The 25,281-nt window shown below is 71.2% G+C and carries 17 protein-coding genes; 7 read left to right on the forward strand and 10 right to left on the reverse strand.

The window, feature by feature from the left end; translation table 11 throughout:
• Positions 1 to 67 precede the first annotated feature (67 nt).
• Positions 68 to 1,048 (forward strand): agmatinase, encoded by a 981-nt coding sequence (speB, locus tag ACFQVC_RS14415; protein ID WP_381830774.1) that lies wholly within the window; start codon positions 68 to 70, stop codon positions 1,046 to 1,048.
• On the forward strand, positions 1,045 to 2,715 hold the full coding sequence (locus ACFQVC_RS14420; protein ID WP_381830775.1) for a thiamine pyrophosphate-binding protein: 1,671 nt from the start codon (positions 1,045 to 1,047) through the stop codon (positions 2,713 to 2,715). Before speB ends, ACFQVC_RS14420 begins: the two co-directional genes overlap by 4 nt.
• Positions 2,716 to 2,878: 163 nt before the next feature.
• Here ACFQVC_RS14420 and ACFQVC_RS14425 read toward each other — a convergent pair whose 3' ends face one another.
• Both ACFQVC_RS14425 and ACFQVC_RS14430 read right to left on the reverse strand, forming a co-directional pair.
• Complete coding sequence (locus tag ACFQVC_RS14425; protein WP_381830776.1) at positions 2,879 to 4,318, reverse strand: aminopeptidase; 1,440 nt, start codon at positions 4,316 to 4,318, stop codon at positions 2,879 to 2,881.
• Positions 4,319 to 4,392: 74 nt separating this feature from the next.
• Positions 4,393 to 4,845 carry a hypothetical protein gene (locus tag ACFQVC_RS14430; RefSeq protein ID WP_381830777.1) on the reverse strand — a complete coding sequence of 151 codons (453 nt, stop codon included), beginning with the start codon at positions 4,843 to 4,845 and terminating at the stop codon, positions 4,393 to 4,395.
• A gap of 136 nt (positions 4,846 to 4,981) precedes the next feature.
• Between ACFQVC_RS14430 and ACFQVC_RS14435 the strand changes: the two genes are divergently transcribed.
• Positions 4,982 to 5,602 carry a hypothetical protein gene (locus tag ACFQVC_RS14435; RefSeq protein ID WP_381830778.1) on the forward strand — a complete coding sequence of 207 codons (621 nt, stop codon included), beginning with the start codon at positions 4,982 to 4,984 and terminating at the stop codon, positions 5,600 to 5,602.
• Here the strand turns inward: ACFQVC_RS14435 and ACFQVC_RS14440 are convergent.
• The 7 genes from ACFQVC_RS14440 to ACFQVC_RS14470 form a co-directional block, all read right to left on the reverse strand.
• A complete protein-coding gene (locus ACFQVC_RS14440) occupies positions 5,586 to 9,410 on the reverse strand; it encodes an ABC transporter ATP-binding protein (protein WP_381830779.1) in 3,825 nt (1,274 codons plus the stop codon). The two genes, ACFQVC_RS14435 and ACFQVC_RS14440, sit on opposite strands and share 17 nt — an antisense overlap.
• Before the next feature lie 173 nt (positions 9,411 to 9,583).
• Positions 9,584 to 11,929 (reverse strand): protein kinase domain-containing protein, encoded by a 2,346-nt coding sequence (locus ACFQVC_RS14445; RefSeq protein ID WP_381830780.1) that lies wholly within the window; start codon positions 11,927 to 11,929, stop codon positions 9,584 to 9,586.
• A gap of 203 nt (positions 11,930 to 12,132) precedes the next feature.
• Positions 12,133 to 12,738 (reverse strand): hypothetical protein, encoded by a 606-nt coding sequence (locus ACFQVC_RS14450; RefSeq protein WP_381830781.1) that lies wholly within the window; start codon positions 12,736 to 12,738, stop codon positions 12,133 to 12,135.
• A 110-nt stretch (positions 12,739 to 12,848) separates the two neighbouring features.
• Positions 12,849 to 14,690 carry a glycoside hydrolase family 3 protein gene (locus ACFQVC_RS14455; protein WP_381830782.1) on the reverse strand — a complete coding sequence of 614 codons (1,842 nt, stop codon included), beginning with the start codon at positions 14,688 to 14,690 and terminating at the stop codon, positions 12,849 to 12,851.
• A 426-nt stretch (positions 14,691 to 15,116) separates the two neighbouring features.
• Positions 15,117 to 15,917 carry a sugar phosphate isomerase/epimerase family protein gene (locus tag ACFQVC_RS14460; RefSeq protein WP_381830783.1) on the reverse strand — a complete coding sequence of 267 codons (801 nt, stop codon included), beginning with the start codon at positions 15,915 to 15,917 and terminating at the stop codon, positions 15,117 to 15,119.
• 71 nt (positions 15,918 to 15,988) lie between these two features.
• Positions 15,989 to 16,942, reverse strand: coding sequence for a bifunctional helix-turn-helix transcriptional regulator/GNAT family N-acetyltransferase (locus ACFQVC_RS14465; RefSeq protein ID WP_381830784.1), 954 nt, complete (start codon positions 16,940 to 16,942; stop codon positions 15,989 to 15,991).
• Positions 16,943 to 17,464: 522 nt separating this feature from the next.
• Positions 17,465 to 18,505 carry a LacI family DNA-binding transcriptional regulator gene (locus ACFQVC_RS14470; RefSeq protein ID WP_381830785.1) on the reverse strand — a complete coding sequence of 347 codons (1,041 nt, stop codon included), beginning with the start codon at positions 18,503 to 18,505 and terminating at the stop codon, positions 17,465 to 17,467.
• A 282-nt stretch (positions 18,506 to 18,787) separates the two neighbouring features.
• Between ACFQVC_RS14470 and ACFQVC_RS14475 the strand changes: the two genes are divergently transcribed.
• Genes ACFQVC_RS14475 through ACFQVC_RS14485 form a run of 3 tightly spaced genes read left to right on the forward strand, consistent with a single transcriptional unit; the run spans position 18,788 to position 21,938 of the window.
• Positions 18,788 to 19,948 (forward strand): Gfo/Idh/MocA family protein, encoded by a 1,161-nt coding sequence (locus ACFQVC_RS14475; RefSeq protein WP_381830786.1) that lies wholly within the window; start codon positions 18,788 to 18,790, stop codon positions 19,946 to 19,948.
• Positions 19,945 to 21,099, forward strand: coding sequence for a dihydrodipicolinate synthase family protein (locus tag ACFQVC_RS14480; RefSeq protein ID WP_381830787.1), 1,155 nt, complete (start codon positions 19,945 to 19,947; stop codon positions 21,097 to 21,099). Before ACFQVC_RS14475 ends, ACFQVC_RS14480 begins: the two co-directional genes overlap by 4 nt.
• Before the next feature lie 44 nt (positions 21,100 to 21,143).
• Positions 21,144 to 21,938 carry a sugar phosphate isomerase/epimerase family protein gene (locus ACFQVC_RS14485; RefSeq protein WP_381831048.1) on the forward strand — a complete coding sequence of 265 codons (795 nt, stop codon included), beginning with the start codon at positions 21,144 to 21,146 and terminating at the stop codon, positions 21,936 to 21,938.
• 45 nt (positions 21,939 to 21,983) lie between these two features.
• Here ACFQVC_RS14485 and ACFQVC_RS14490 read toward each other — a convergent pair whose 3' ends face one another.
• On the reverse strand, positions 21,984 to 22,574 hold the full coding sequence (locus tag ACFQVC_RS14490) for a DUF937 domain-containing protein (RefSeq protein ID WP_381830788.1): 591 nt from the start codon (positions 22,572 to 22,574) through the stop codon (positions 21,984 to 21,986).
• A gap of 377 nt (positions 22,575 to 22,951) precedes the next feature.
• On the opposite strand from ACFQVC_RS14490, the gene recD2 reads away from it, so the two are divergent.
• Positions 22,952 to 25,198 carry an SF1B family DNA helicase RecD2 gene (recD2, locus tag ACFQVC_RS14495; protein ID WP_381830789.1) on the forward strand — a complete coding sequence of 749 codons (2,247 nt, stop codon included), beginning with the start codon at positions 22,952 to 22,954 and terminating at the stop codon, positions 25,196 to 25,198.
• Positions 25,199 to 25,281: the final 83 nt, after the last annotated feature.

Here is a 25,281-nt window from a genome sequence, read left to right on the forward strand (position 1 = left end):
GCGGAAAGCGTGCGAAGACGCAGGACGACGCACGAACCCGCGTGAAGCACAAGAAAGAAGGCACAGCATGAGCAGCACCGAACCCCGTGGCCCCATCGACTCGTCCCGCACCCCGCGGTACGCGGGACCCGCGACGTTCGCCCGGCTGCCCCGGCTCGACGAGGTCGGCGGCCGCACCGACGTCGCCGTGGTCGGCGTGCCCTTCGACACCGGCGTCTCCTACCGCCCGGGTGCCCGCTTCGGCGGAAACGCCATCCGGGAGGCTTCCCGCCTCCTGCGCCCGTACAACCCGGCGCAGGACGCCTCGCCCTTCGCCCTCGCCCAGGTCGCCGACGCGGGCGACATAGCCGCCAACCCCTTCAACATCAACGAAGCGGTGGAGACCGTCGAGGCCGCCGCCGACGACCTCCTCGGCACCGGCGCCCGCATGATGACCCTCGGCGGCGACCACACCATCGCGCTGCCCCTGCTCAGGTCGGTGGCGAAGAAGCACGGCCCGGTCGCCCTGCTCCACTTCGACGCCCACCTCGACACCTGGGACACGTATTTCGGCGCCGAGTACACCCACGGCACCCCCTTCCGCCGTGCCGTGGAGGAGGGCATCCTCGACACCTCCGCGCTCTCCCACGTCGGCATCCGCGGCCCGCTCTACGGCAAGAAGGACCTCACCGACGACGAGAAGATGGGCTTCGGCATCGTCACCTCGGCGGACGTCTACCGACGCGGTGCCGACGAGGTCGCCGACCAGCTGCGCCAGCGCATCGGCGACCGCCCGCTGTACATCTCCATCGACATCGACTGCCTCGACCCGGCCCACGCCCCGGGCACCGGCACCCCCGAGGCCGGCGGCATGACCTCCCGCGAACTCCTGGAGATCCTGCGCGGCCTCGCCTCCTGCAACCTCGTCTCGGCCGATGTCGTCGAGGTCGCCCCGGCCTATGACCACGCGGAGATCACCGCGGTGGCCGCCTCGCACACGGCGTACGAACTGACCACCATCATGTCCCGCCAGATCGCCGACAGCCGGGGGGAGGCCACCGCACAGTGACGCACGACCACGACCTGGAGCTGCGGCCGACGCCCGCGCAGACGGAGGCCGCACTCAATCCTCCGCCGGGCCGCACCGGCGGGGATCTGGTCGTCGAGACCCTGCGCGGCCTCGGCGCCGCCACCGTCTTCGGCCTGCCGGGACAGCACGCACTCGGCATGTTCGACGCGCTGCGCCGCTCCGACCTGACGTATATCGGGCTCAGGGTGGAGAACAACGCGGCCTTCGCCGCCGACGCATACGGAAGAGTGACGGGCGAGGCTGCCCCGCTGCTCCTCTCCACAGGCCCCGGCGCCCTGATGTCCCTCGCCGCGCTGCAGGAGGCGGCGGCCGCGAGCGCCCCCGTGCTCGCGATCGGCAGTCAGGTCCCGGCGGCCGGGCTCGGCGGCGGCCGGCACGGCTATCTGCATGAACTGCGCGACCAGCAGGCCTCGTTCAGGGATGTGGTCAAGTCCGTCCACACCGTGCGCACACAGTCGCAGATCCCCTCCGCGATCGCCGCGGCCTGGGAGTCCGCGCTGACCGCGCCGCACGGACCGGTGTGGGTGGAGATCCCGCAGGATGTGCTCACCGCGGAGACAGCCCTGCCCGTCGTCACCGCGATGGACGCGACGCCGCACGAGCTGGTGCCGCGCCCCGAACTGACCGCGGTGGCCGCCGACTTGCTGGCGAAGGCGGAGCGTCCGGCGATCATCGCGGGCGGCGGAGTCGTCCGTTCCGACGCCGCGGGCAAGCTGCGCGCACTCGCCGAGCGGGTGAACGCACCGGTGGTCACCACCTTCGGCGGCAAGGGCGCCTTCCCCTGGGAGCACCCGCTGTCGCTGCAGTCCTGGCTGGAGGACCGGCACACCACCGACTTCCTGGAGGACGCCGACGTCCTGCTCGTGGTCGGCTCGGGCCTGGGTGAACTCTCCTCGAATTACTACACGTTCAAGCCGCGCGGGCGGGTCGTGCAGATCGAGGCGGACGCCGGGAAGCTGGAGGCCAACCACCCCGCGCTCGGTATCCACGCGGACGCCCGTCTCGCACTGTCCGCGCTCCTGGAAACGGTCGGCGAGCGCCCCGACCCGGAGGCGGCCGGTCGGGTCGCCGCCGTGCTCGCGAAGGTCCAGGAGCGGCTCGACAGCCAGGAGCTGGCCCTGGAACGGCAGATCATCACGGCCGTGCGTGCGGCGCTGCCCCACAAGGCCCCGTCCTTCTGGGACATGACGATCCTCGCCTACTGGGCCTGGTCGGCCTGGCCCGGCGCGATGCACTCCGCACAGGGAGCGGGCGGCCTCGGGTACGGCTTCCCGGCGGCGATCGGCGCGGCGGTGGCCGATCCCACGCGGCCGGTCCTCGCGGTGTCCGGCGACGGCGGCGCGATGTACTCGATCGCCGAACTCGCCACGGCACGGCAGTACGACCTGAATGTCACCTGGCTGATCGTGGACGACGGCGGTTACGGCATCCTGCGCGAGTACATGACGGACGCCTTCGGCGAGACCACCGGCACCGAGCTGTCCCGTCCCGACTTCGTGGCCCTCGCGGAGTCCTTCGGAGTGCCGGCTCTGCGCACCTCGCCGGACCAGCTCACCGAAGACCTCACCAAGTCCCTGGCGACGCCCGGACCTTCGGTGGTCGTGCTCCCGGCAGTGCTGAAGATGTTCGCGCCGACCCACGTATAGATCACTGGGAGCAAGATGCCGGACGGGCTCAATGTGTGAGCCCGTCCGGCGATTGAGGACGAGCCCGCAGGGCGACCTGCGGTGCGCGACAGTGGGGGCGCGGTTACCCAGGACCGCTCAGCTAGGACCGCTCAGCTAGGACCGCTCACCTAGGACCGCTCACCTAGGGCCGCAGCCCTTCCCGGGCCTCCTGACGGTCCAGCTTCGCGTCCCGCGCGGCCAGCGGCTTGGCCTTGGCCGGGTCGGAGAGGACGGTGGCCGACGCGACTCCCGCCCAGGCGAGAATGTCCGCGGTCGCCTTGGCCTTCTCGTCGGGCACCAGGCCCGCGACGTTGGCTCCGTGGTTGGCGCCGGGCGCCGTCACCACATAAGAGTCGTGCGTGCCCTTGCCCGGGCGGAACGGCTCGGCGCCCCACGGGTCGTTCTGGCCGTACACGAAGAGCATCCGGTTCGCGTTGTGCCGTACCCAGCTGTCGACATCGCGCATCGCCGAGGAGTCGAACCGCATCGGGATGTCACGGGGAACGAAGTTCCGCGGCGGCTGGTAGCCGTAGCGGGTCAGGCCCTTGAGGTGCGGCTGCTGGATGGTGGGCGCGCCCAGCTGAGTGCCCGCCTGGTAGTAGTACGGCGTGTAGGTGGCCAGGCTCTGGTCGCTGTAGGCGGACCAGCCGGAGATGGAGTCGATGTAGTCGAACAGCTCCTGGTCGCTCACCTTGGCCGCGGCCGGCACATCGGCGCAGTCCTTCTCCAGGCTGTACTGCCAGAAGCCCCAGGCCGTGTCGAGGACGGTGGCCTCGAAGGCCTTGTCCCGGGTGCCGACCGTCTTCACGGTGAGCTTGTTCGCGGCCAGATAGTCCGCGTACAGCTTCTCCAGGGGCTCGCGGCGCACCAGTGCCTCGCGCTCCACGGCCTGCAGCGCCTCACGGCACTCCTTGGGGCCGACGGTCTCGAAGAACCGGTCGTAGGCCGAATCCTCCTTGTTCACCACGTCGTTGGGCGCCACATAGGCGACGACGCCGTCCATGTCACGGGGGTAGAAGCGCTCGTAGTACGTCGCCGTCATCCCGCCCTTCGAGCCGCCGGTGGCCAGCCACTTCTTGCCGTAGATCGGCTTGAGGGCCTTGAAGATGCGGTGCTGGTCGCTGGCGGCCTGCCAGATGTCGAGCTTCGACCAGTCGGCCGGGTCGGGCCGCGACGGCGTGAAGAAGCGGTACTCCATGGATATCTGGTTGCCGTCGATGATCTGCGTGGGCTCGCTGCGGCGCGGCGTCGTGGAGACGTTGTAGCCCGAGGTGAAGAAGACACTGGGGCGGGCGGTGTCCTTGTGCAGAACGGTCAGCCGCTGCTTGAAGGTGCCCTTGGACGGATGCCGGTGGTCGACCGGCTGTGTGTAGCTGAGGACGAAGTAGCGGTAGCCGGGGTACGGCTTCTCCTCGATCAGGCTCATGCCCGGTATCGCGAGGAGACGGTCCTTGATGTCGGTGGTGGCGGTGTCGGCCGCCTGCGGCTGTGTGTGCGGCTGAGCGGCGGTGGCCGCTCCCGCCGCGCTCACGGTGCCTATGAGCACCACGAGCGACAGCAGCCATCTGAGCGCCTTGCGCATGCACCCTCCCCTGGGTCACGGATGTCGGGCGGAACCTATCGGAGCAATTCCGGTGACACCAGAGGGGGTTCGGGCTAGTAGCGGATCCAGCGCGGGGACAGCGAGCCGCTGCCGACCTTTCCGCTGACCTTGACGCGGCGGTGGCTGACGGTCACGGACAGCGGCCCGGCGTACTTCCTGAAGGTCCCCGCGCGGGTCACGGCGCGGTGGCCGCGGGCCTGCAGCGTGATGGACATCTTGCGGGCCGCGCCGGGGTTCTTGGCGTAGGTCATCGCGCAGACGAAACCCGTGCCTCTGTAGATGACGACCTTGCCGGTGGAGAACTTGAGCGTCCGGACCTTGTTGCCCGCGCAGGAACTCGCGGCGGCGTGTGCGGTGCAGGGGGCGGCGAGGGCGAACAGGAGGGCGGAGACGAGGGTCACGAGACCGAGCAGGGCGCCGCGCCGTCGGCCACGCGCGCGTGCGGCGCGTGCGGTGTGGCCGGTCCCGGTGGCCCGTATCTCACTGTCCACAATCGCCCCTCCCATTGCTGCAGCGTACTGAAGTACTGACGCGGCGGCGCTGCTGGACGGTTGCAGCTTTGGCCGGAGCTTTCCGGTGTTGCGGGCAACCTCTGAGGGATACCCGTGGTCGAACAGGACAGCAGAGAAAGGCGGTCCTCCCATGAAACGGACATCAGCCCGTAAGTCCGGACGCGTCCTCTTAGCCGTGGCGACCCTCACGGCCCTCGCCGCGGTCCCGGCGGCGGCCACGGCACAGCCCCCGACACCCCCCACCACCACAGCCACCGAACAGCAGCCGCAGACCAAGCAGCCCGAGCAGGCCCAAGGCCTCGCCCCGCAGCACGAGCAGGCCCCGGCAGCCGCCCCGCAGCCCGAGCAGGCCCCGGCAGCCGCCCCGCGGGAGCCCGGTGACGCCCCGCCCCGTGACGGCAGCCCCGGCCCCGTATACGAGCGTGTGGCGCACTTCTACGCCGCGTACGTCGATGTCGCCAATGACCCGGGTGACAACACCGCGGCCGCCGAACTCCGCAAGTTCTATCTGACCTCCGCCCTGCGTGCCCGCCTCCTCGACTGGGAGAAGCGGCACGACGCGGACGGCGTGCTGAGGGCCCAGAACGTGCCGAGCGCCTGGAAGGTCACCGCGGGCGACAGCGGGATGGGCCACACCTGGTCGACGGTCCGCCTCACCTGGGGCACGGGCGAGGACCGTACGTACACCTATCTCGCGGTGCAGTCGGACCTCGCCACCCGGAAGATCTCCGACATCAAGTCGAAGTACTGACCCCGGTCGGGCCAGTACTGACCCCGGTCGGGCCGGTACTGACCCCGGTCGGGCCGGTACTGACCCCGGTCGGGCCGGTACTGACCCCGCCGACCGTCTCGGGCTCGCCCACGAAGGTCCGCCACAGGCGTGCGTACCGCCCGTCCAGGGCGAGGAGTTCCTCGTGCGTGCCGTCCTCGGCGACCCGGCCGTCGGCCATCACGACCACCCGGTCCGCACGGGCCGCGGTGGTCAGACGATGGGCCACGACCAGGGTGGTGCGGCGTCCCGCGATGCGGTCGGTGGCCGCGTTGACCTGGGCTTCCGTGGCCAGGTCGAGGGCGGCTGTGGCCTCGTCGAGGAGCAGCACATCCGGGTCGACCAGCTCGGCGCGGGCCAGTGCGATCAGCTGCCGCTGTCCCGCGGAGAGGTTGCGGCCGCGTTCGGTGACCGCGTGCAGATAGCCGCCGTCCAGGGTGGCGATCATGTCGTGGGCGCCCACGGCCCGTGCCGCGGCCTCCACCTCGGCGTCCGTGGCGTCCGGGCGGCCGTAGGCGATGGCGTCCCGCACCGTGCCCTCGAAGAGATACGCCTCCTGCGGCACGACACCCAGGCGGTGGCGGTACGAGGTGAGGTCGAGGGAGCGCAGATCGCTGCCGTCGACGGTGACACGTCCCGATGTCGGGTCGTAGAACCGGGCGACCAGCTTCACCAGGGTCGACTTGCCCGCCCCGGTCTCGCCGACGAAGGCGACGGTCTGCCCGGCGGGGATGCGCAGGCTCACGTCCGAAAGGGCGGCCTCGTCGTCGCCGTAGGCGAACTGCACGTCCTCGAAGGCGATCTCGCCCCGCAGGGACAGCACTTCGAGCGGTTCGTCGGCGGCCTTCGTCGAGGTCGGCTCGCGCAGCAGCTCCTGGATGCGGCCGAGCGAGACGGTGGCCTGCTGGTAGCCGTCGAAGACCTGCGACAGCTGCTGCACGGGCGCGAAGAACAGGTCGATGTAGAGCAGATACGCCACCAGGGCGCCGGTCGTGAGCGTGCCCGCGTCGACCCGGTGCGCGCCCACGATCAGCACGGCCGCCGCCGCCACCGACGAGAGGAACTGCACGAACGGGAAGTACACGGAGATCAGCCACTGGCCGCGGATACGGGCCTGGCGGTAGCTGTCGCTGCGCTCGGCGAACCGCTTCGCACCGGAGCGCTCACGCCGGAAGGCCTGCACGATCCGCAGCCCGGCCACCGATTCCTGCAGGTCGGCGTTGACCACGGAGACGCGTTCACGGGCGAGTTCGTACGCCTTCACGCTGGACTTGCGGAAGAAGTACGTGCCGATGATCAGGACCGGCAGCGTCGCGAAGACGACGAGCGCCAGCTGAACGTCGATCACCACGAGCGCGACCATGATGCCGAAGAAGGTCACGACGGAGACGAAGGCGGTGACGAGGCCGGTCTGCAGGAAGGTGGAGAGCGCGTCCACGTCGGTCGTCATCCGGGTCATGATGCGCCCGGTCAACTCCCGCTCGTAGTAGTCGAGTCCGAGCCGCTGCAGCTGCGCGAAGATCTTCAGGCGCAGCGAGTAGAGGACCCGCTCACCGGTCCGCCCCGTCATCCGGATCTCGCCGGTCTGCGCCACCCACTGCACCAGGACCGCGCCGAGCGCGAACGCCGCCGCCGCCCACACCGCGCCGAACGCGGTCTGCTCCACGCCCTCGTCGATGCCGTGCCGGATCAGCACCGGGAGCAGCAGGCCCATGCCCGCGTCGACGGCGACCAGGAGCAGCGCGAAGAGCAGCGGACGGCCGAAGCCGTGCAGCAGGCGCCGCAGGCCGTAGGACTTCTCCGGGGTGACGGCCTGTGCCTCGTCGATGCCGGGGGTGTCCGTGGCGGGCGGCAACGCGTCGACAAGGGCGAGGAGTTCGGGTGTCGCCGGGGTCCCGGCCAGCGCCAGATCCTTGGGCTCACGGTCCCCGGTCCACAGGCGGGGGGTGATACCGCGCTCCGCGTCGAACTCGGCGTCCAGCTCCGCGCGTACGGAAGTGTCCTCCGCCTCGATCGCCGCGGCCGGTGCGAGATGTCCGGGGGAGACGCCGCCCAGCTCGTCGGGGTCGGTGAGCAGCCGCCGGTACAGGGCGGAGCGGGACTCCAGCTCCTCGTGCGTACCGATGTCGGCGAGCCGGCCGCCGTCGAGGACCGCGATCCGGTCGGCGAGGCCGAGGGTGGAGCGGCGGTGCGCGATGAGCAGGGTCGTACGCCCGGCCATCACGCCCCGCAGGGCCTCGTGGATCTCGTGCTCCACGCGCGCGTCGACGGCCGATGTGGCGTCGTCCAGGACGAGGAGGCGCGGGTCGGTGAGGATCGCACGAGCCAGGGCGAGGCGCTGGCGCTGACCGCCGGAGAGGGTCAGGCCGTGCTCGCCGACCTTGGTGTCGTAGCCCTCGGGCAGCTCGGCTATGAACCGGTCGGCCTGCGCGGCCCGCGCGGCCGCCGCGATCTGCTCGTCGGTGGCGTCGGGGACGCCGTAGGCGAGGTTGGCGCGCACCGTGTCGGAGAACAGGAAGGAGTCCTCGGGCACGAGACCGATCGCGGCCCGCAGCGACTCCAGGGTCAGCTCGCGCACATCGTGCCCGCCGACGAGGACCGCGCCGTGCGTCACGTCGTAGTAGCGGGGCAGCAGCAGCGACACCGTCGACTTGCCGCTGCCGGACGAGCCGACGACGGCCACGGTCTCGCCGGGCCTGATGTCGAGGGAGAACCCTTCGAGCACCGGCTGTGTCTTCGAGCCGCCTTCGTACCCGAAGGAGACGTCGTCGAACTCGACGGTGGCGGGCGCGTCCGCGGGCAGCTCCTTGGTGCCGTCCTCGATCCCCGGCTCGGTGTCGATGAGTTCGAGCACCCGCTCCACACCGGCCCGCGCCTGCTGGCCCACGGTGAGCACCATGGCGAGCATGCGCACGGGCCCGACCAGCTGCGCGAGATACGTCGAGAAGGCCACGAACGTGCCGAGGGTGATCTGCCCGCGCACCGCGAGCCAGCCGCCGAGCGCCAGCATCGCGACCTGCCCGAGCGCCGGCACGGCCTGCAGGGCGGGGGTGTACCGGGAGTTGAGCCGGACGGTGCGCAGCCGGCCGGCGAACAGCTTGCGGCCGACCTCCCTGAGCTTCCCGGTCTCCTGCTCCTCCTGCCCGAAGCCCTTCACCACGCGTACGCCGGACACGGCGCCGTCGACCACACCCGCGACGGCGGCGGCCTGGGCCTGCGCGTACCAGGTGGCGGGGTGGAGGCGCGTCTTGCTGCGCTTGGCGATGAACCACAGGGCGGGGGCGACGGCGAGGGCGACCACGGTCAGCGGCAGGGAGAGCCACGCCATGATCACCAGGGAGATCAGAAAAAGCAGGATGTTGCCGATGGTCATCGGCAGCATGAAGAGCAGGCCCTGGATCAGCTGCAGGTCACTGGTGGCGCGGCCGACGACCTGCCCGGTGGACAGCTCGTCCTGGCGCTGCCCGTCCAGCTTCGTGATCGTGCCGTACATGTCGGTGCGCAGATCGTGCTGTACGTCGAGGGCGAGGCGGCCGCCGTAGTAGCGGCGGATGTATGTCAGGACGTAGACGACGACCGCGGCGGCTATGAGGAGCCCGGTCCATACGGCCAGGGAGCGTCTGTGGGTGTCGATGACGTCGTCGATGACCACCTTGGTGATCAGCGGCACCAGCGCCAGGACGGCCATGCCCGCGAGGGAGGCGCCCAGTGCGAGCACGACGTCCTTCGGGTAGCGCCAGGCATACCCGGCGAGCCGTCTCGCCCACCCCTGTTCCTTCGCCCCGCTCACCTGTGGCCTCCCGCCCGCCTCTGTATCCGACGGAAGCACCAACGCCCTCACCGGCGGATTTCATTCCAGTGCAACAAAAGGGCGATCGGAGACGCGGTGTACGGCGGTCACGGGTGCGGCGGGGCGGCTGTCATGTGTGCAGCGCGGTGGCGGTCAGTGCAGCGCGGTGGCGGTCACTTCGCGTACGTGTCCAGGCTGACCCAGCCGGCCTTGGTCGACGGCGCGAACAGCACCCCGCCCGCCACCATCGGCTCCGTGTCGAGGCCCACAGGGGCCTCGCTGCCGTCCGGGAGCTCCGGGATGCTGTGCTGCCACACCTGCTTCCCGGTCTTCGCGTCGTACGCCGCCGCCGCGCTGGTCGTGGCGACATAGATGCGGTCGCCCGCCCACACCGGCGGGGCGTCCGCGACACCCTTGCCCGGTACGGGCTTGCGCCACAGCTCGCGGCGCGCCACCGGGTCCACGGCCACCAGCTCACCGTCCGCGACGAGCAGCACACGGCCCGGCGCCACCGCCAGCTCGGGGGCCCCGACCTGGCCACCGCCGATGGCCGCGTCGACGGGGGTGAGGAGCGCCTTGGCGCCCTTGGCCAGCTTCTGCCGCAGCAGCCCGCCGCTGCCTTCCGGGCCGGCTTCGGCGCCGCAGTACAGGAAGGCGGCGCCGTCCTCCTTCATGAGGGCCTGGGTGCCGATGGTGCAGTCGGCGCCGAGCTCGAACTCGGCGGTGCGCCTGCCGCTGCCCGCGTCGATGACGGTGGCGAGGTTCTCGCCGATGCTGTCGGTGTCGGTGCCGGTGAAGACGTACACCTTGCCGTCGAGGGCGCGCAGTGCGGGCACATGGCCGGTGCCGCCGTCGGGCGAGGTGCGGGCGGTCCGGGTCCAGCGCTTCTCGCCGGTGGCGACGTCCACGGCGTGCACGAGGCCCGAGTGATCGGCGGCGTAGACGTTCGTGCCGTCGGTGATCAGGCGCTGGGTGAGGACGGGCGTCTTGTAGCGCCACACCTCCTTGCCGTCCTTCAGGCGCAGGCCGACCATCGCCTCGCCGATGTTGACGACGGCGGTGCCGCGGGCCACGACCGGGGTGTTCTGGCCGTATGAAGACGCCTTGCCGGTCTTCCAGCGCTGCTCGCCGGTGGCCGCGTCGATCAGCACCGTCTCGTCGCCGACGCACAGCAGCGCCCGCGCGGCCTGGGCGTAGGCGCAGTCGCTGTTCTGCAGCGTGTACTGCCACTGGCGCCAGCCGTCGGGCCGTCGCTCCGGCCGGTCCCGGTAGGTGAACGTGAAGGCCGCCGAGCCGGACTGGGTGCCGAGGTAGTCGGCGGAGCCGGGCGGCTGCTGCGGCGGGCGCCCGCCGTTCCTGCCCGGCGAGGAGCCCTCGCCCTGTGCGTCCGGCTTCTTGGGGTCCGGGTCGCCGTCGCCGCGCAGGCCGTAGAGCAGACCGCCGGTCAGGCCCGCGACGGCGGCGACAGCGGCGGCCACGGCGAGTACCCGGCGCCAGCGCCCCCGCGGCGGTGGCGTGGGCGCGGACCCGGCGTCGCCCGCAGGGGGAGCCGGGGGTACGGCGGAGGCGGGCGCGGCGGTCACGGACGGTGCGGCAGGCACGGACGGCACGGACGGCGCGCGCAGCAGCATCGTCCCGGGCGAGTCCGATGTCACCACGGGCTGCCCGGCGTGCCCGGCCCAGATGTCCTGGAGGAGCCGCAGGAGGCCGTCGGCGTCGGGCCGTTCGGACTGGTCCTTGGCGAGACAGCGCTCCACCACCGGCAGCAGCCAGTCCGGCACGCCGTCCAAGTCCGGGGATTCATGGACGAGTTGGTAGGCGACCGCGTACACGTCCGTGGCGTCGAAGGGCACATGGCCGCTCGCCGCGTACGTCATCACGGAGCCGAGCGAGAAGATGTCGCTGGGCGGGCCCACGTCCTTCTGGGCGCGGATCTGCTCGGGGGACATGAACGGCGGGGTGCCGACGGCGATACCGGTGTGGGTGAGCATGTCGGCGTCGGCGGCGCGCACGATGCCGAAGTCGATGACGCGCGGCCCGTCGTCGGCGAGCAGCACGTTGCCCGGCTTCAGGTCGCGGTGCACGATGCCCGCGCGGTGGATGTCGCGCAGCGCCTCGGCAAGACCGAGAGCGAGGCGGTACAACTCCTCGTCGGTGAAGGCGGGGCCCTCCTTGATCCGTGCGTCCAGGGGCGTGCCCGGCACGTAAAGGGTGGCCATCCACGGCGGGTCCGCGTCCGGGTCGGCGTCCAGGACCGGGGCCGTGAAGGCGCCGCTGACCTGCCGTGCCGCCGTCACCTCGCGCCGGAAACGGCCCCGGAAATCGGCCTGTTGGGCGAGATGCGAGCGGATCACCTTGACCGCGACCTGCCGCCCTGACGGTGACGTGCCGAGATACACATGACCCATGCCGCCGGCGCCGAGCAGACCGTCGAGGCGGTAACCGGGAATCTCCGGCAGCTCCTCCGCCCCGCCCGCCTCACCGTGCCCGGCCCCCGTGCCCTGAGCGTCCTGGGCCATCGTTCCCCCATCGTCGTACGGCCGTGCGCGGATGATACCGAGACGCCCGGCAGCCGGCGGGCTCCGCGATCACACCGTGACCCCGGCACACGCCTTGACCTCGGCACACACCGTGACCCCGGCACTCAACACACCGTGCCTCCGGCGCACACCGTGCCCCCGGCACACGGCACACCGTGACCCCGGCACACACCATGACCCGCTCACACCGACCGTGCGCACCCCACCGGCCTGGCGCCGCCGAGGCGGACGTAGAGCGATGTCTCGGGCGGGCAGCCGGAGCGTGCGGTGACGGCGCTGGTGACGCGGTAGCGGGGCGGGTGCTCGCCCGAGCCGTCGCAGGGGGTCTCACGGACCTCGCCCGCCTGGGAGTCGTAGAGGCAGTCGCCCACGAGGGTGCGTGGGCCACCGCCGCCGCCCGGGTCGCCCGGGTGCGGTGCCTCCAGGTTGCGCATACAGGCATAGCCCCGCTCGGCGGCCGGGCGTGATTCGGAGATATGCAGCACGAAGTCCGTGATGTCGGGGCACCGGGGCCCCCGGCTCTGCGTGCCGTCGTGCCGCGCGAGAACCCGGGCCTGCGCCTTCTCGCTGGTGCACGCCACCTCCGTGAACTCCCCTCCGCGCGAGCTGCATTCGTCGACGGCGAGGAAGGTGGCGCCGAAGTCGGAGGGTGCGACGGAGACGGCCTCTTCGCCGAGTCTGCCGTCGCCGGGCGCGGGCGACTTCTGGCAGGAGGTGAGTGTGCCGAGCGCGGCCAGGAGCAGCAGCGCGCCCGCGCGCACCGCCCCCCGGGAACGAGCCTTGCGCATGGTGAACCCCCGATAGGTCGGTCCAGCCTGACCCGTCGTGCGGGGGCACGCCAGATGTGCAGGGGGCTTTGCGTCGGGTGGGGGCGGTGCGCGCGTGGTGTGGCGTAGGGCTAGTACGACAACCCGTGCCCGACCGGGTACAGCACCTGGGTGGGATCGTCCGCCCGCTGGACCGGCACGGGCAGTCTGCCCTCGGGACCGACCCGGCCGGCGATCACCCGTGCCGCCGCCCGCAGTTCGACATCCGTCCAGGAGTACGACGCCAAACAGGCCTTCACCGAAGGCAGTTGAGCGATGTCGTAAGGGTTGCGGATCGCCACCGCCACCACGGGGACACCCGTCGCGAGCAGCGCGTTCACCAGGGTGCGCTGGCTGCTCGTCGCCGAGACGTTGTACGTCCCCACGACCACCGCGTCCTTGCCCGCCGCGGCGGCCACCGCCTCATTGATCTTCGCCTGCGCGGGCGCCGTGCCCGTGGACAGGGCGGTCGCCGTGAAGCCGAGCTCGGTGAGGGCCTTGGCGAGGACGGCGGTGGGCGGCCCGGTGGTCCCCGACGGTGAGGCCGGGTCCGCGCCCACCACGAGGACCTTGCCCTGCGTGCGGGCCGAGAGCGGAAGCAGTCCGCCCTCGTTGACGAGGAGCGTGGTGGTCTCGTCCGCGATCCGGTCCGCGGTGGCGAGGTGCGCCCGGGTACCCACCGTGCGGTCGACGCCCTGGTGGGTGACGTAGGGGCTCTTGAACAGGCCGCGCCTGGCCTTGAGTTCAAGGATCCGCAGCAGTGACTCGTCGAGCCGCGCCTCGCTCAGCTCGCCGTCCTGGACGGCCTTGAGCACCGCGTTCCAGGCGACCTCCGGCTTCGGCGGGTTGAGCAGCTGGTCGACGCCCGCCTTCAGGGCGAGCACCGGCACCCGGTCGTCGCCGTACTTGGTGCGCACCCCCTGCATGCCCAGGGAGTCGGTGACCACGACGCCGTCGTAGCCGAGCTGTTGGCGCAGGACGCCGGTGAGGATGGGCGGTGAGAGGGTCGCCGGGTCCTCGGCCGGGTCGAGGGCCGGGACCACGATGTGCGCGGTCATGACCGAGTCGATACCGGCGGCTATCGCGGCCTCGAACGGCGGGGCGTCGAGGGTCTCCCACTGCTCGCGCGTGTGGTGGATCGTCGGCAGCGCGTAGTGGCTGTCGTCCTTGGTGTCGCCGTGGCCGGGGAAGTGCTTGGACGTCGCGGCGACGCCGCCGCTCTGGTAGCCCTCGACCTGCGCCTCGACCATCCGGGACACGGCCTCGGGGTCGGCGCCGAAGGAGCGCACGCCGATCACCGGGTTGGCCGGGTTCACATTCACATCGGCCACCGGCGCGTAGTTCTGCCGTATGCCCATCGCCGCCAGCTCCTGGCCCGCGATCTTCGCCGCGCGGCGGGCGCCCGAGCGCGAGCCCGACGCGCCGAGCGCCATCGCGCCCGGCATCAGCGTCGCCGGTTTCCCGACCCGGGCGACGATGCCGTGCTCCTGGTCGGTGGATATCAACACCGGTATGCGGGAGGACTGTTGGAGGGCGGCGCGCTGGATTCCGTTCGACAGGTCGGCTATCTGGTGCGGCTCGCGGGTGTTGTGCGCCCAGCCGAAGTAGATGATGCCGCCGACGCGGTACTTGGCGATCAGCTCGGCGGCGTTGCGTACGCCCGCCTCTTCCAGGTTCTTGTCGACGTCCGCCTGGTCGGGCTCGGTGGCCGAGTGGCCGTACACGCGCATGACGAAGAGCTGGCCGACCTTTTCCTCCAGGGACATCCGGCCGATCAGTTTGCGCAGGGCGGTGCGGTTCACGGTTCCATCTTCCGCCGCGCGGGCGGGATTCGCTCCCACGGCGACGGCGGCGGCGGTGCCCGCCGTGGCGGCGAGCAGGCTGCGTCTGGAGGTGCGGGGGCTACGGCCGGAGGTGCGGAGGCGATCGGGCATGTTCGCTCCCGAGGCTTGGAGTCCGTGTCTGACCGGACTGCTGAGGGAAACTGACCGGGCCGGTGAAGGAAACTTCCGGGGGGACACGGATAGTCGGAAAATTTCTGCCAGTCAAGGGAGCGGGGAACCCGTGCATCTGCCCGGCCGTCCAAACGGCATGCTGCCGGTGAGTCTCCGCTGTGCGGTGTCGGCCTCGCTGCTGGCTGCGATCGCTGACCACCCTCTCCGCCGCAAGCGGCCGGCAGCCCGCCGCCACCGGTGCGCCCCCCTCCGACAGCACCGGTGGCGGCCCCTCCTCGCGGGCTTTCCCAGGAGCCGCCTCAGGGGCTGACCGGCGGCCTGCTGTCAGTGCGGGCTCAGTGCCCGACCAGTGCGGCCCGTTGTCGGGGCGACCTGCCGCCGGTGTGGCCCGCTGCCGGTGCGGGCTCAGGCCGACTCGCAGAGCAAGCGGTCCAAGTGCCGCCGCCCGGCCGCCAGTTGCTCCGGCAGCGGCGCCGCATCCGGGTACCACCGTGCCTCGTACTCCCAGCACAGCCACCCGTCCCACCCCTCACGGCTGAGCACCTCCACGCACTCCGTGAGCGGCAGCACCCCCGCGCCCAGTGCGAGCGGCGTGGTGTCTTCGGCGGATGCGATGTCCTTGACCTGGACGTAACCGAGGTACGGCGAGAGTGCCGCATACGAGACGGACGGCTGCTCCCCGCCGAGCCAGGTGTGCATCACGTCCCACAGGGCGCCCGTGTTCCGGTGCCCCACCTGCCCGAGCACGCGGGTGGCGGCGGCCCCCGTGCGGTGTGAGTCATGCGTTTCGAGCAGGATCCGGACGCCGAGGTCCGCGGCGTGCTCGGCGGCCAGGCCGAGCCGCCGTGCGGCGGTCGCGTCGGCCTCCTCCGCGCTCTGCTCGGTACCCCCGCCGGGGAAGACACGGACGAAGGGAGCGCCCAGGTCACGGGCGAGTTCGGCGAGGGCGCGCAGCTCCGCGAGGACGGGGGTGTCCTCGCCGGGCTCCGCCACGCGCGCGTACCCCGCGACGGCGAGGATCTCGACCCCGCCGGCCTTGAACTCGGCCACGACATCGGCCCGTTCGGTGATCCCGAGTCCGGTGTGCACCGGCTCCTCGGGGTGGGCGCGCAGCTCGACGCCGTGGTAGCCGTGCGAGGCGGCGAGCCAGACGACATCGGAGATCGGCAGTCCGGGCACACCGAGGGTGGAGAAGGCCAGCTTCACGGCGGGGCTCCTGGGGTGGGTGGCGGCTTGCGGGAGGTTGTGCCGGACCCTAGGAAGCCGTACCCACCCCGTCAAGCAGGAGTTTCGTGCAGTGCGAGGCGCCAGTCCTGGCCGACGAGATCCGCCCCGAACGACCGGTGCGGCTTCTCGGCGACCAGGACGAAGCCATGGCGCTGATAGATGCCGCGGGCGGCCCGCAGTACGTCGTTGGTCCACAGGACCAGCTCGCGGTAGCCCTGCTCACGGGCGAAGTCGACGCAGGCGCGGACGAGCAGATCCCCGATGCCGTGGCCGCGCGCGTCCGGCTCGACGAGCAGCAGACGAAGCCGCGCGGTGCCGGGTGCGTCGTCGCGTACGCACATCACGGACCCCACCGGACGCCCGTCGAGCTCGGCGATCCAGACCCGCTCCAGATACGGGTCGTGGTCCTGCGCGAAGTCGGCGACGATCCGGGCGACCAGGCCTTCGTAGTCGGCGTTCCAGCCGAACTCGGCGGCGTACAGAGCGCCGTTGCGCTGCACCATCCAGCCCAGGTCGCCGGGGGCGGGTTCGCGCAGGCGCACGTCCTCCGCGCAGGGCGGGCGGGACTCGCCCAGGAGGCCGCGGACGGTGCGCATCGCCTCGGTCAGACGTGACCGATCGGCCGCAGGGACCCGGGCGAGCAGTGAGCCGACAGCCTCACGCGACCGCTCCTCCTGCAGATCGGCGGCTTGCCGGCCCCGCGCGGTGAGTTCGATGTGCTGCCGTCGCGGATCCCGCTTGGAGGGTGCCCGCCGGACCAGGCCGTTCTTCTCGAACTTGGCCAGTAGACGGCTCAAGTAACCGGCGTCAAGGAGGAGTTCGGCGCGCAGATCGGCGGCGTCGGTGTGCGGGCTGTGCGCGAGCTCGTACAGCACACGGGACTCGGTCAGGGTGTACGGCAGATAGAGATGGCGGCTGTAGTCGAGCGCGCCGATGAGATTGGTGTAGAAGCGGTTGAAGGCCCGGATCTCGTGAATGGCCCGAGTCGGCTCGGTGCTCGGCATCGCTCACCCCGGTGATTACCTTTGACTTAGTCAAGGGTACGGCGGGGCGGGGCAAGGGGAAACCCTTCGGCGCTGATCGAGACGGACCGGCCGTCCGGCAACGGCAGCGCAAGGTCGTGTTCGTACGGAATTCCTCGATGTGCCCGTACCGGCCGGTCGGCTCCGATGCCCGGAAGCGCGTGCAAACCGCGGGGTCCGGATCGACGGCGGCGTACACGGGGGACGCCGCACGATGCGAAGTGGCACACCTTCATGTCGAAGTCACCGTCACGCGTGCTGCGCGGCGCCTGTTCGACGGCCGCATCGAGCCCGCGCCAGGCGAACCGGCCGCGCGCGGTTGTGCACCGAGCCGATACGTACGGCTACGCCCCTGAGCTCGCGGCCGTCGCTCCCGCGGCCCGGCAGCCATGACGAAGTCGGACAGCTCCACCGCTCGCAGCGTCAGAATGACCTTCCCGCGTGTGATCTCGGTGCGATACCCCTTGGGTCAGCCGATGCCGCCATGCAGCTCGGGCCCGGAAGTCACGCCCGCCCCGTCGACCCCCGCACCACCAGCTCGCCGCGCACCGTCGCCACCCCGCCCGGCGGCTCCTTCTCGCGGCCCATCGCGATCCGGCCCGCCCGTGCGCCCGCGTCCGACAGGGGCAGGCGGACCGTCGTCAGGGCGGGGACCGCGTCGACGCTGAACGGCAGATCGTCGAAGCCGCAGACCGATACGTCGTCGGGGATCCGCCGTCCGGACTCGCGCAGGGCCGCGCAGGCGCCGAGCGCCACCGTGTCGTTGGCGGCCACGACCGCCGTCAAACCCGGCTCGCGGCGCAGGAGTTCGAGGGTCGCCTCGTAGCCGGAGCCGCGGTCGTAGGGGCCGTGCACCGTCAGCTCCTCGCCGGTCGGCAGCCCCGCGTCGGCCAGCGCCTCACGGTGACCCTCCAGGCGGTGCCGGGTCGTGGTGCGCTCCTCGGGGCCCGCGATATAGCCGATCCTGCGGTGGCCCAGGGAGAGCAGATGCCCGGTGAGCCGGTGGCCGCCGCCGCGGTTGTCGAAGGTGAGCGCGATGGCCTCGGTGCCGGGCGCGGGCGGCCGTCCGCACAGCACCACGCGCGTGCCCGCCTCGGAGAGCCGCTGCAGCTTCGCGGTGAGCGCCTGCGCGTGCCCGGCGTCCTCGATGGCACCGCCGGTGATGACGACGGCGGCGGCGCGCTGACGCTGCAGCAGGGTGAGATACGTGAGTTCACGCTCGGGGGAGCCGCCGGTGTTGCACACCACGGCGAGCCGCTCCCCGCCCGCGCGCCCGCCGGGACCCCCGATCTCCGACTGCACGGCCCCGGCCATGATCCCGAAGAACGGGTCGGCGATGTCGTTGACGAGGATGCCGACCAGGTCGGAGGTGGCGGCGGCGAGCGAGCTCGCGGGGCCGTTGAGTACGTAGTCAAGGTCGGCGACCGCGCGCAGGACCCGCTCCCGGGTGGCGGCCGCCACCGGGTAATTGCCGTTCAGTACGCGGGAGACGGTGGCGGGGGAGACCTGGGCGCGGGCCGCCACATCCGCCAGGGTCACGGTCATCTGTTGCCTCCGGGGCTCTGTTGCTGCACCACGTTGCTGCACGATCGCGGCGCGATCGCTTCGTATCTGCCGAATGCACGCGGTACTTGAGCGGTACGTCACGGCTTCATCGGTACTTCTGCGGCTCTTCGCCCGACCCTCTTGTGAGGGGCTCGTCAGGCAGGCTAGCTTTTCCTGGCATAGAAAGCGCTTGCTATCGCCGTCGGCTGGTACGGGGAAGCCGTGCGAACCGCACGAACGGGCCGTGAGAAGCGCTGAACACGGGCGTACGGAGGGACTTTCGTGACACGCAAGACGGTGCGTATCGCCATGAACGGCGTGACCGGGCGGATGGGCCACCGCCAACATCTGGTCCGCTCGATCCTGGCCCTGCGCGAACAGGGCGGCCTGGACCTCGGCGACGGCACCGTGCTGTGGCCCGAACCGGTACTCGTCGGCCGCCGCGAGCACGCCCTGCGCGCCCTCGCCGACAGCTACGGCCTGAAGCACTGGAGCACCGACCTGGACGCCGTCCTCGCCGACGACTCCATCGACATCTACTTCGACGCACAGGTCACCGCCGCCCGCGAAGAGGCCGTCAAGAAGGCCATCGCCGCCGGAAAGCACCTCTATATAGAGAAGCCCAGCGCCACTTCGCTCGACGGCGCCCTGGAACTCGCCCGGCTGGCGAAGGCCGCGGGCATCAAGCACGGCGTGGTCCAGGACAAGATCTTCCTGCCGGGCCTGCTGAAGCTGAAGCGCCTCATAGAGGGCGGGTTCTTCGGCCGGATCCTCTCCGTGCGCGGCGAGTTCGGCTACTGGGTCTTCGAGGGCGACTGGCAGCAGGCACAGCGCCCGTCGTGGAACTACCGCTCGGAGGACGGCGGCGGCATCGTCGTCGACATGTTCCCGCACTGGGAGTACGTCCTGCACGAGCTCTTCGGCCGTGTGAAGAGCGTGCAGGCGCTCGCCGCCACCCATGTCCCGCAGCGCTGGGACGAGCAGTCCAAGCCCTACGACGCCACCGCCGACGACGCCGCGTACGGCATCTTCGAACTCGAAGGCCCCCAGGGCTCCGTGGTCGCGCAGATCAACTCCTCCTGGGCGGTGCGCGTCCACCGCGACGAACTCGTCGAGTTCCAGGTCGACGGCACCGAGGGCTCCGCCGTCGCGGGCCTGCGCAACTGCCGTGCCCAGCACCGCTCCGCGACCCCCAAGCCCGTGTGGAACCCGGACATCCCGGCCACCGAGCGCTTCCGCGAGCAGTGGCAGGAAGTCCCGGACAACGGCGAGTTCGACAACGGCTTCAAGGTGCAGTGGGAGCTGTTCCTGCGCCATGTGGTGCTCGACGAGCCCTATCACTGGAACCTGCTCGCGGGCGCCCGCGGAGTGCAGCTCGCGGAACTCGGGCTCAAGTCATCGGCGGACGGCCGCCGTTACGACGTACCGGAGCTGACCCTGTGACCCTTCTGCTGCCTCTCGAAAACGGCGGCACGCGCGCGTACGTACCGCGAAACGAGCCCTTCAAGCCCTCGGGGGGAGCCCCGCTCGCGTCCCGCACGGTCTTCTCCGCCGCCCATGTCGTCGCCGACCCGTACGCCGACGTGTCGCCCGAAGGGCCCGCCGCCGTCGACTGGGACGCCACTCTCGCCTACCGCCGCCACTTGTGGGCACACGGCCTGGGTGTGGCCGAGGCGATGGACACCGCACAGCGCGGCATGGGCCTCGACTGGGCGGGCGCCGCCGAGCTGATCCGGCGCTCGGCGGCCGAGGCGAAGGCCGCAGGCGGGCAGATCGCCTGCGGCGTGGGCACCGACCAACTCGCGGGCCCTGTGAGCCTGGACGTGGTCCGGGCCGCCTATGAGGAGCAGCTCGCGCTCGTGGAGGGGACGGGCGCACAGGCCATCCTCATGGCGTCCCGGGCCCTCGCGGCGGCGGCCCGCGGCCCCGAGGACTATCTGGAGCTCTACGGCCACCTCCTGCGCCAGGCCGCGGAGCCGGTGATCCTGCACTGGCTCGGCCCGATGTTCGACCCGGCCCTGGAGGGCTACTGGGGCTCCGCCGACCTGGACGCGGCCACGGACACCTTCCTCGAAGTGATCGCCGCCCACCCCGACAAGGTCGACGGCGTCAAGATCTCCCTGCTCGACGCCCGCCGCGAAGTGGAACTGCGCCGCCGCCTGCCCGAAGGGGTGCGCTGCTACACGGGCGACGACTTCAACTACCCGGAGCTGATCGCCGGCGACCGGCACGGCTTCAGTCACGCGCTGCTCGGTGTCTTCGACCCGCTCGCGCCGCTGGCGGCGGACGCGGTGCGTGTCCTGGACACGGGGGACGTGGCGGGCTTCCGCAAACTCCTCGACCCTACGGTGGAGTTGGCACGGCACCTCTTCGAGAGCCCGACCCGCTACTACAAGACCGGTGTGGTGTTCCTCGCCTGGCTCGCGGGCCACCAGAGTCACTTCACGATGGTCGGCGGCCTGCAGTCGGCCCGCTCCCTGCCGCACCTTGCCCAGGCCTACGAACTGGCCGACGGCCTGGGCCTGTTCCCCGACCCGGGTCTCACCGAGTCCCGTATGAAGTCCCTGCTCACCGTGTACGGAGTCGCCCAGTGACGGCCGCTTCGCGCTCCCTGGCCGAGCGCTTCAGCATCAACCAGATGACGGTCAAGCAGCTGTCCATGCCCGAACTGGCAGAGGCCTGCACGGACTTGGGTGTGCGCGGTATCGGCCTGTGGCGCGCGCCGGTGCAGGAGTACGGCCTGGAGGCGACCGCGAAGCTCCTGCGCGACAGGGGCCTCGCCGTCACGACGCTGTGCCGGGGCGGCTTCTTCACGGCGATCGACCCGCACGCGCGCGTGCAGGCCATCGACGACAACCGCCGCGCCATCGACGAGGCGGCGGCACTCGGCACGGACACCCTGGTCCTGGTCTCCGGCGGCCTGCCGCCCGGCAGCAGCGACCTGCACGCGGCGCGCGAGCGGATCGCCGAGGCCCTCGCCGAACTCGCGCCCTACGCCCACGAACGCGGGGTCCGCCTCGCCATCGAACCCCTCCACCCCATGTACGCCGCCGACCGCTGTGTCGTCTCCACGCTCACCCAGGCCCTCGATCTGGCCGAACGCTTCCCGGCCGACCAAGTGGGCGTCTGTGTGGACACGTACCACGTCTGGTGGGACGACCGGGCCCCCGCCGAGATCGCCCGCGCGGGCCGCGGTGGCCGGCTGCACGCCTTCCAGCTCGCCGACTGGACCACACCGCTCCCCGAAGGGGTGCTCAACGGCCGCGGCCAGCTCGGCGACGGCGCGATCGATCTGCGCGCGTGGCGCGAGCTGGTCGACGCGGCGGGCTACGCGGGGCCGGTCGAAGTGGAGCTGTTCAACGACGAGTTGTGGGGCAGGGACGGCCGGGAGGTGCTGACGGAGACAGCCGACCGGTACCGGGAGCACGCCTGAGCGCTCCGCGGGCCTGGCCTGCGGAGCGCACGGCGCTCGGTGCAGCTATTTCTTGCCGCCGAGGATCTGGCCGAGGAGATCGCCCAGGTCGAGGCCGCCGGCCTCCTTGCCCTGCGCGGGCGCGGCACCGGACGCGGGCGCGGCACCGGACGCGGGGGCCGCGCCGGGGGCCGGTGCGGCCGTCGCCGTGCCGGGCTGCGTCTTGGCGCCCGCGGCCCGCTTGGCGAAGACGGCGAGCAGGACCGGGATCAGCAGCTCGATGCCGCGGGACACGGTGGTCGCCGGGATGCCGGTCTTCTTGGACACGGCTTCGGCGACCGGCTTGCTCATCTTCGTGAGCATCCCGGTCATCATGGAGCCGCCGAGCAGCCCGCCGAGCCCGCCGGCGAAACCGACCGCACCCGCGGGCGCCTGGGCATCGCCGACCTCCGCGAACGCCTGCCGGACCTCTTCCGCGTCCTCGGGCGCGCCCGCGGCCTTCTCGTGAAGTCCGCCGGAGAGCGCGGAGACGGTGTCGCCCACGAAGGTCTTCGCGGCGTCGGTATCGGCGTCGGGACCGAGCAGGCCGGCGATCTCCTGGAGCTTGTCGTCGCCGAGCTCGTTCAGGACGTCCTTCTCGAAGGATTCATCGCTCATGCCTGAAACGCTACGTCTGCCCGCTTTCGTCGGCATGTCGGACGGGCCCGCCACCGCCGCCTCTCCGCGCCCGCACTCCCTCTCACCTGGCACTCACCTGGCCGGAACCCGTCGCAGGAAATTACTGCCCGCAGTCGTGCAACCCTTCCCGCGTTACGGCGGTCGTACTTGGCATCAGGACTCCCGGAGGGGGATCTGGGGGGATCAGTGAGTCCTGAGCGGAGGGGGGAACCCGAGGGGGTCCGGCCGACGGGCCGGACCCCCTCGAAGCGTCCCCGCACCGTCCGCGAGCGCGTGTTCGTCCCCTGCGCACCGTCCGCGAGCGCAGTTGTCCACAGGCCGCCCGCCGTGTCGTATCCCGGCGGTAGCGTCGGATCATGTCGAAAGCGGTGGGGAGCCCGGCGGCGGGCGCGGCAAGGGGCCCGGCGGTGGTCGAGGGCGTCCTGGAGCGCATCACGTACGCCAATGAGGAGAACGGCTACACGGTCGCAAGGGTGGACACCGGCCGCGGCGCCGGCGACCTCCTGACCGTCGTCGGATCCCTGCTCGGCGCGCAGGTGGGGGAGTCCCTGCGCATGGAGGGCCGCTGGGGCTCCCACCCGCAGTACGGCAAGCAGTTCACGGTGGAGAACTACACCACGGTCCTGCCCGCCACCGTCCAGGGCATCCGCCGCTATCTGGGCTCCGGCCTGGTCAAGGGCATCGGCCCGGTCTTCGCCGACCGCATCACCCAGCACTTCGGCGTGGAGACCCTCGACATCATCGAGCAGGAGCCGAAGCGCCTCATCGAGGTCCCCGGGCTCGGCCCCAAGCGCACCAAGAAGATCGCCGAGGCCTGGGAGGAGCAGAAGGCCATCAAGGAGGTGATGGTCTTCCTGCAGAGCGTGGACGTCTCGACCTCCATCGCCGTGCGGATCTACAAGAAGTACGGCGACGCCGCCATCTCCGTGGTCAGGAACCAGCCCTACCGCCTCGCGTCCGACGTCTGGGGCATCGGCTTCCTCACCGCCGACCGCATCGCGCAGTCCGTCGGCATCCCGCACGACAGCCCGGAGCGCGTCAAGGCGGGCCTGCAGTACGCCTTGTCGCAGTCCACGGACCAGGGCCACTGCTTCCTGCCCGAGGAGCGGCTGATCGCCGACGCGGTGAAGCTGCTGCAGGTCGACACGGGCCTTGTCATCGAGTGCCTCGCCGAGCTCGCGACCGACGAAGAGGGCGTCGTGCGCGAGCAGGTGCCCGGCCCTGAGGGTGATGGGCAGCCGGTCACCGCCGTCTATCTGGTGCCCTTCCACCGCGCCGAACTCTCCCTGTCCGCACAGGTGTTGCGACTCCTTCGCACGGACGAGGACCGGCTGCCCGGCTTCCGTGACGTCGACTGGGGCAGGGCGCTCGCCTGGCTCAAGGGCCGCACGGGCGCCGAGCTTGCCGCCGAGCAGGAGCAGGCCGTGAAGCTGGCCCTCACCCGCAAGGTCGCCGTCCTCACCGGCGGCCCCGGCTGCGGCAAGTCCTTCACCGTCCGCTCCGTCGTCGAGCTGGCCCGCGCCAAGAAGGCCAAGGTGGTGCTCGCCGCCCCCACGGGCCGCGCCGCCAAGCGCCTGGCCGAGCTCACGGGCGCCGAGGCCTCCACCGTGCACCGCCTGCTCGAACTGAAGCCGGGAGGCGACGCGGCGTACGACAGGGACCGGCCCCTGGACGCGGACCTCGTGGTGGTCGACGAGGCCTCGATGCTCGATCTGCTCCTCGCCAACAAGCTCGTGAAGGCCGTCCCGCCCGGCGCCCATCTGCTCTTCGTCGGCGATGTCGACCAGCTGCCCAGCGTCGGTGCGGGCGAGGTGCTCAGGGACCTCCTCGCCGACGGCGGCCCGGTGCCCGCGGTGCGCCTGACCCGGATCTTCCGGCAGGCCCAGGAGTCGGGAGTGGTCACCAACGCCCACCGCATCAACTCCGGCGCACCGCCGCTCACCCAGGGGCTGAAGGACTTCTTTCTCTTCGTGGAGGAGGAGACCGAAGAGGCCGGCCGGCTCACCGTCGATGTCGCGGCCCGGCGGATTCCGGCCAAGTTCGGGCTCGACCCGCGCAGAGATGTGCAGGTCCTCGCCCCGATGCATCGCGGCCCGGCCGGCGCCGGGGCGCTCAACGGCCTGTTGCAGCAGGCCGTCACCCCCGCCCGCCCCGATCTTCCGGAGAAGAGATTCGGAGGCCGCACCTTCCGCGTCGGCGACAAGGTCACGCAGATTCGCAACAATTACGAGAAGGGAAAGAACGGCGTCTTCAACGGCACGGTCGGAGTGGTCACCGCACTCGATCCCGACGACCAATGTCTGACGGTGCTGACGGACGAGGACGAGGAGGTGCCGTACGACTTCGACGAACTCGACGAGCTGGCGCATGCGTACGCGATGACGATCCACCGTTCGCAAGGCAGTGAGTATCCCGCAGTGGTGATTCCGGTCACCACCGGAGCCTGGATGATGCTCCAGCGCAATTTGCTCTACACCGCGGTGACCCGGGCCAAGAAGCTCGTCGTCCTGGTCGGCTCGCGCAAGGCCCTCGGCCAGGCGGTGCGCACGGTGTCCGCGGGTAGGCGATGTACAGCCCTTGACCATCGGCTTCGTTGCATCTGACGATCAATTTGATCGATCATCCCGGTGGCAAACATCACCCGGGGGTTCCGGAACCAGGGCGAAGGGGGCAGGATGAGCAGGCT

The organism is Streptomyces monticola, assembly GCF_042665355.1.
Lineage (GTDB): Bacteria > Actinomycetota > Actinomycetes > Streptomycetales > Streptomycetaceae > Streptomyces > Streptomyces monticola.

Excerpts from the sequence above, each read along its gene's own strand:
- ACFQVC_RS14485 (WP_381831048.1), top strand. The coding sequence starts at position 21,144 with ATGACGGTCAAGCAGCTGTCCATGCCCGAACTGGCAGAGGCCTGCACG.
- recD2 (WP_381830789.1), top strand. The coding sequence starts at position 22,952 with ATGTCGAAAGCGGTGGGGAGCCCGGCGGCGGGCGCGGCAAGGGGCCCG.
- ACFQVC_RS14430 (WP_381830777.1), bottom strand. The coding sequence starts at position 4,845 with ATGGGAGGGGCGATTGTGGACAGTGAGATACGGGCCACCGGGACCGGC.
- ACFQVC_RS14455 (WP_381830782.1), bottom strand. The coding sequence starts at position 14,690 with ATGCCCGATCGCCTCCGCACCTCCGGCCGTAGCCCCCGCACCTCCAGA.
- ACFQVC_RS14490 (WP_381830788.1), bottom strand. The coding sequence starts at position 22,574 with ATGAGCGATGAATCCTTCGAGAAGGACGTCCTGAACGAGCTCGGCGAC.
- ACFQVC_RS14445 (WP_381830780.1), bottom strand. The coding sequence starts at position 11,929 with ATGGCCCAGGACGCTCAGGGCACGGGGGCCGGGCACGGTGAGGCGGGC.
- ACFQVC_RS14450 (WP_381830781.1), bottom strand. The coding sequence starts at position 12,738 with ATGCGCAAGGCTCGTTCCCGGGGGGCGGTGCGCGCGGGCGCGCTGCTG.
- ACFQVC_RS14435 (WP_381830778.1), top strand. The coding sequence starts at position 4,982 with ATGAAACGGACATCAGCCCGTAAGTCCGGACGCGTCCTCTTAGCCGTG.
- ACFQVC_RS14425 (WP_381830776.1), bottom strand. The coding sequence starts at position 4,318 with ATGCGCAAGGCGCTCAGATGGCTGCTGTCGCTCGTGGTGCTCATAGGC.
- speB (WP_381830774.1), top strand. The coding sequence starts at position 68 with ATGAGCAGCACCGAACCCCGTGGCCCCATCGACTCGTCCCGCACCCCG.
- ACFQVC_RS14470 (WP_381830785.1), bottom strand. The coding sequence starts at position 18,505 with ATGACCGTGACCCTGGCGGATGTGGCGGCCCGCGCCCAGGTCTCCCCC.
- ACFQVC_RS14465 (WP_381830784.1), bottom strand. The coding sequence starts at position 16,942 with ATGCCGAGCACCGAGCCGACTCGGGCCATTCACGAGATCCGGGCCTTC.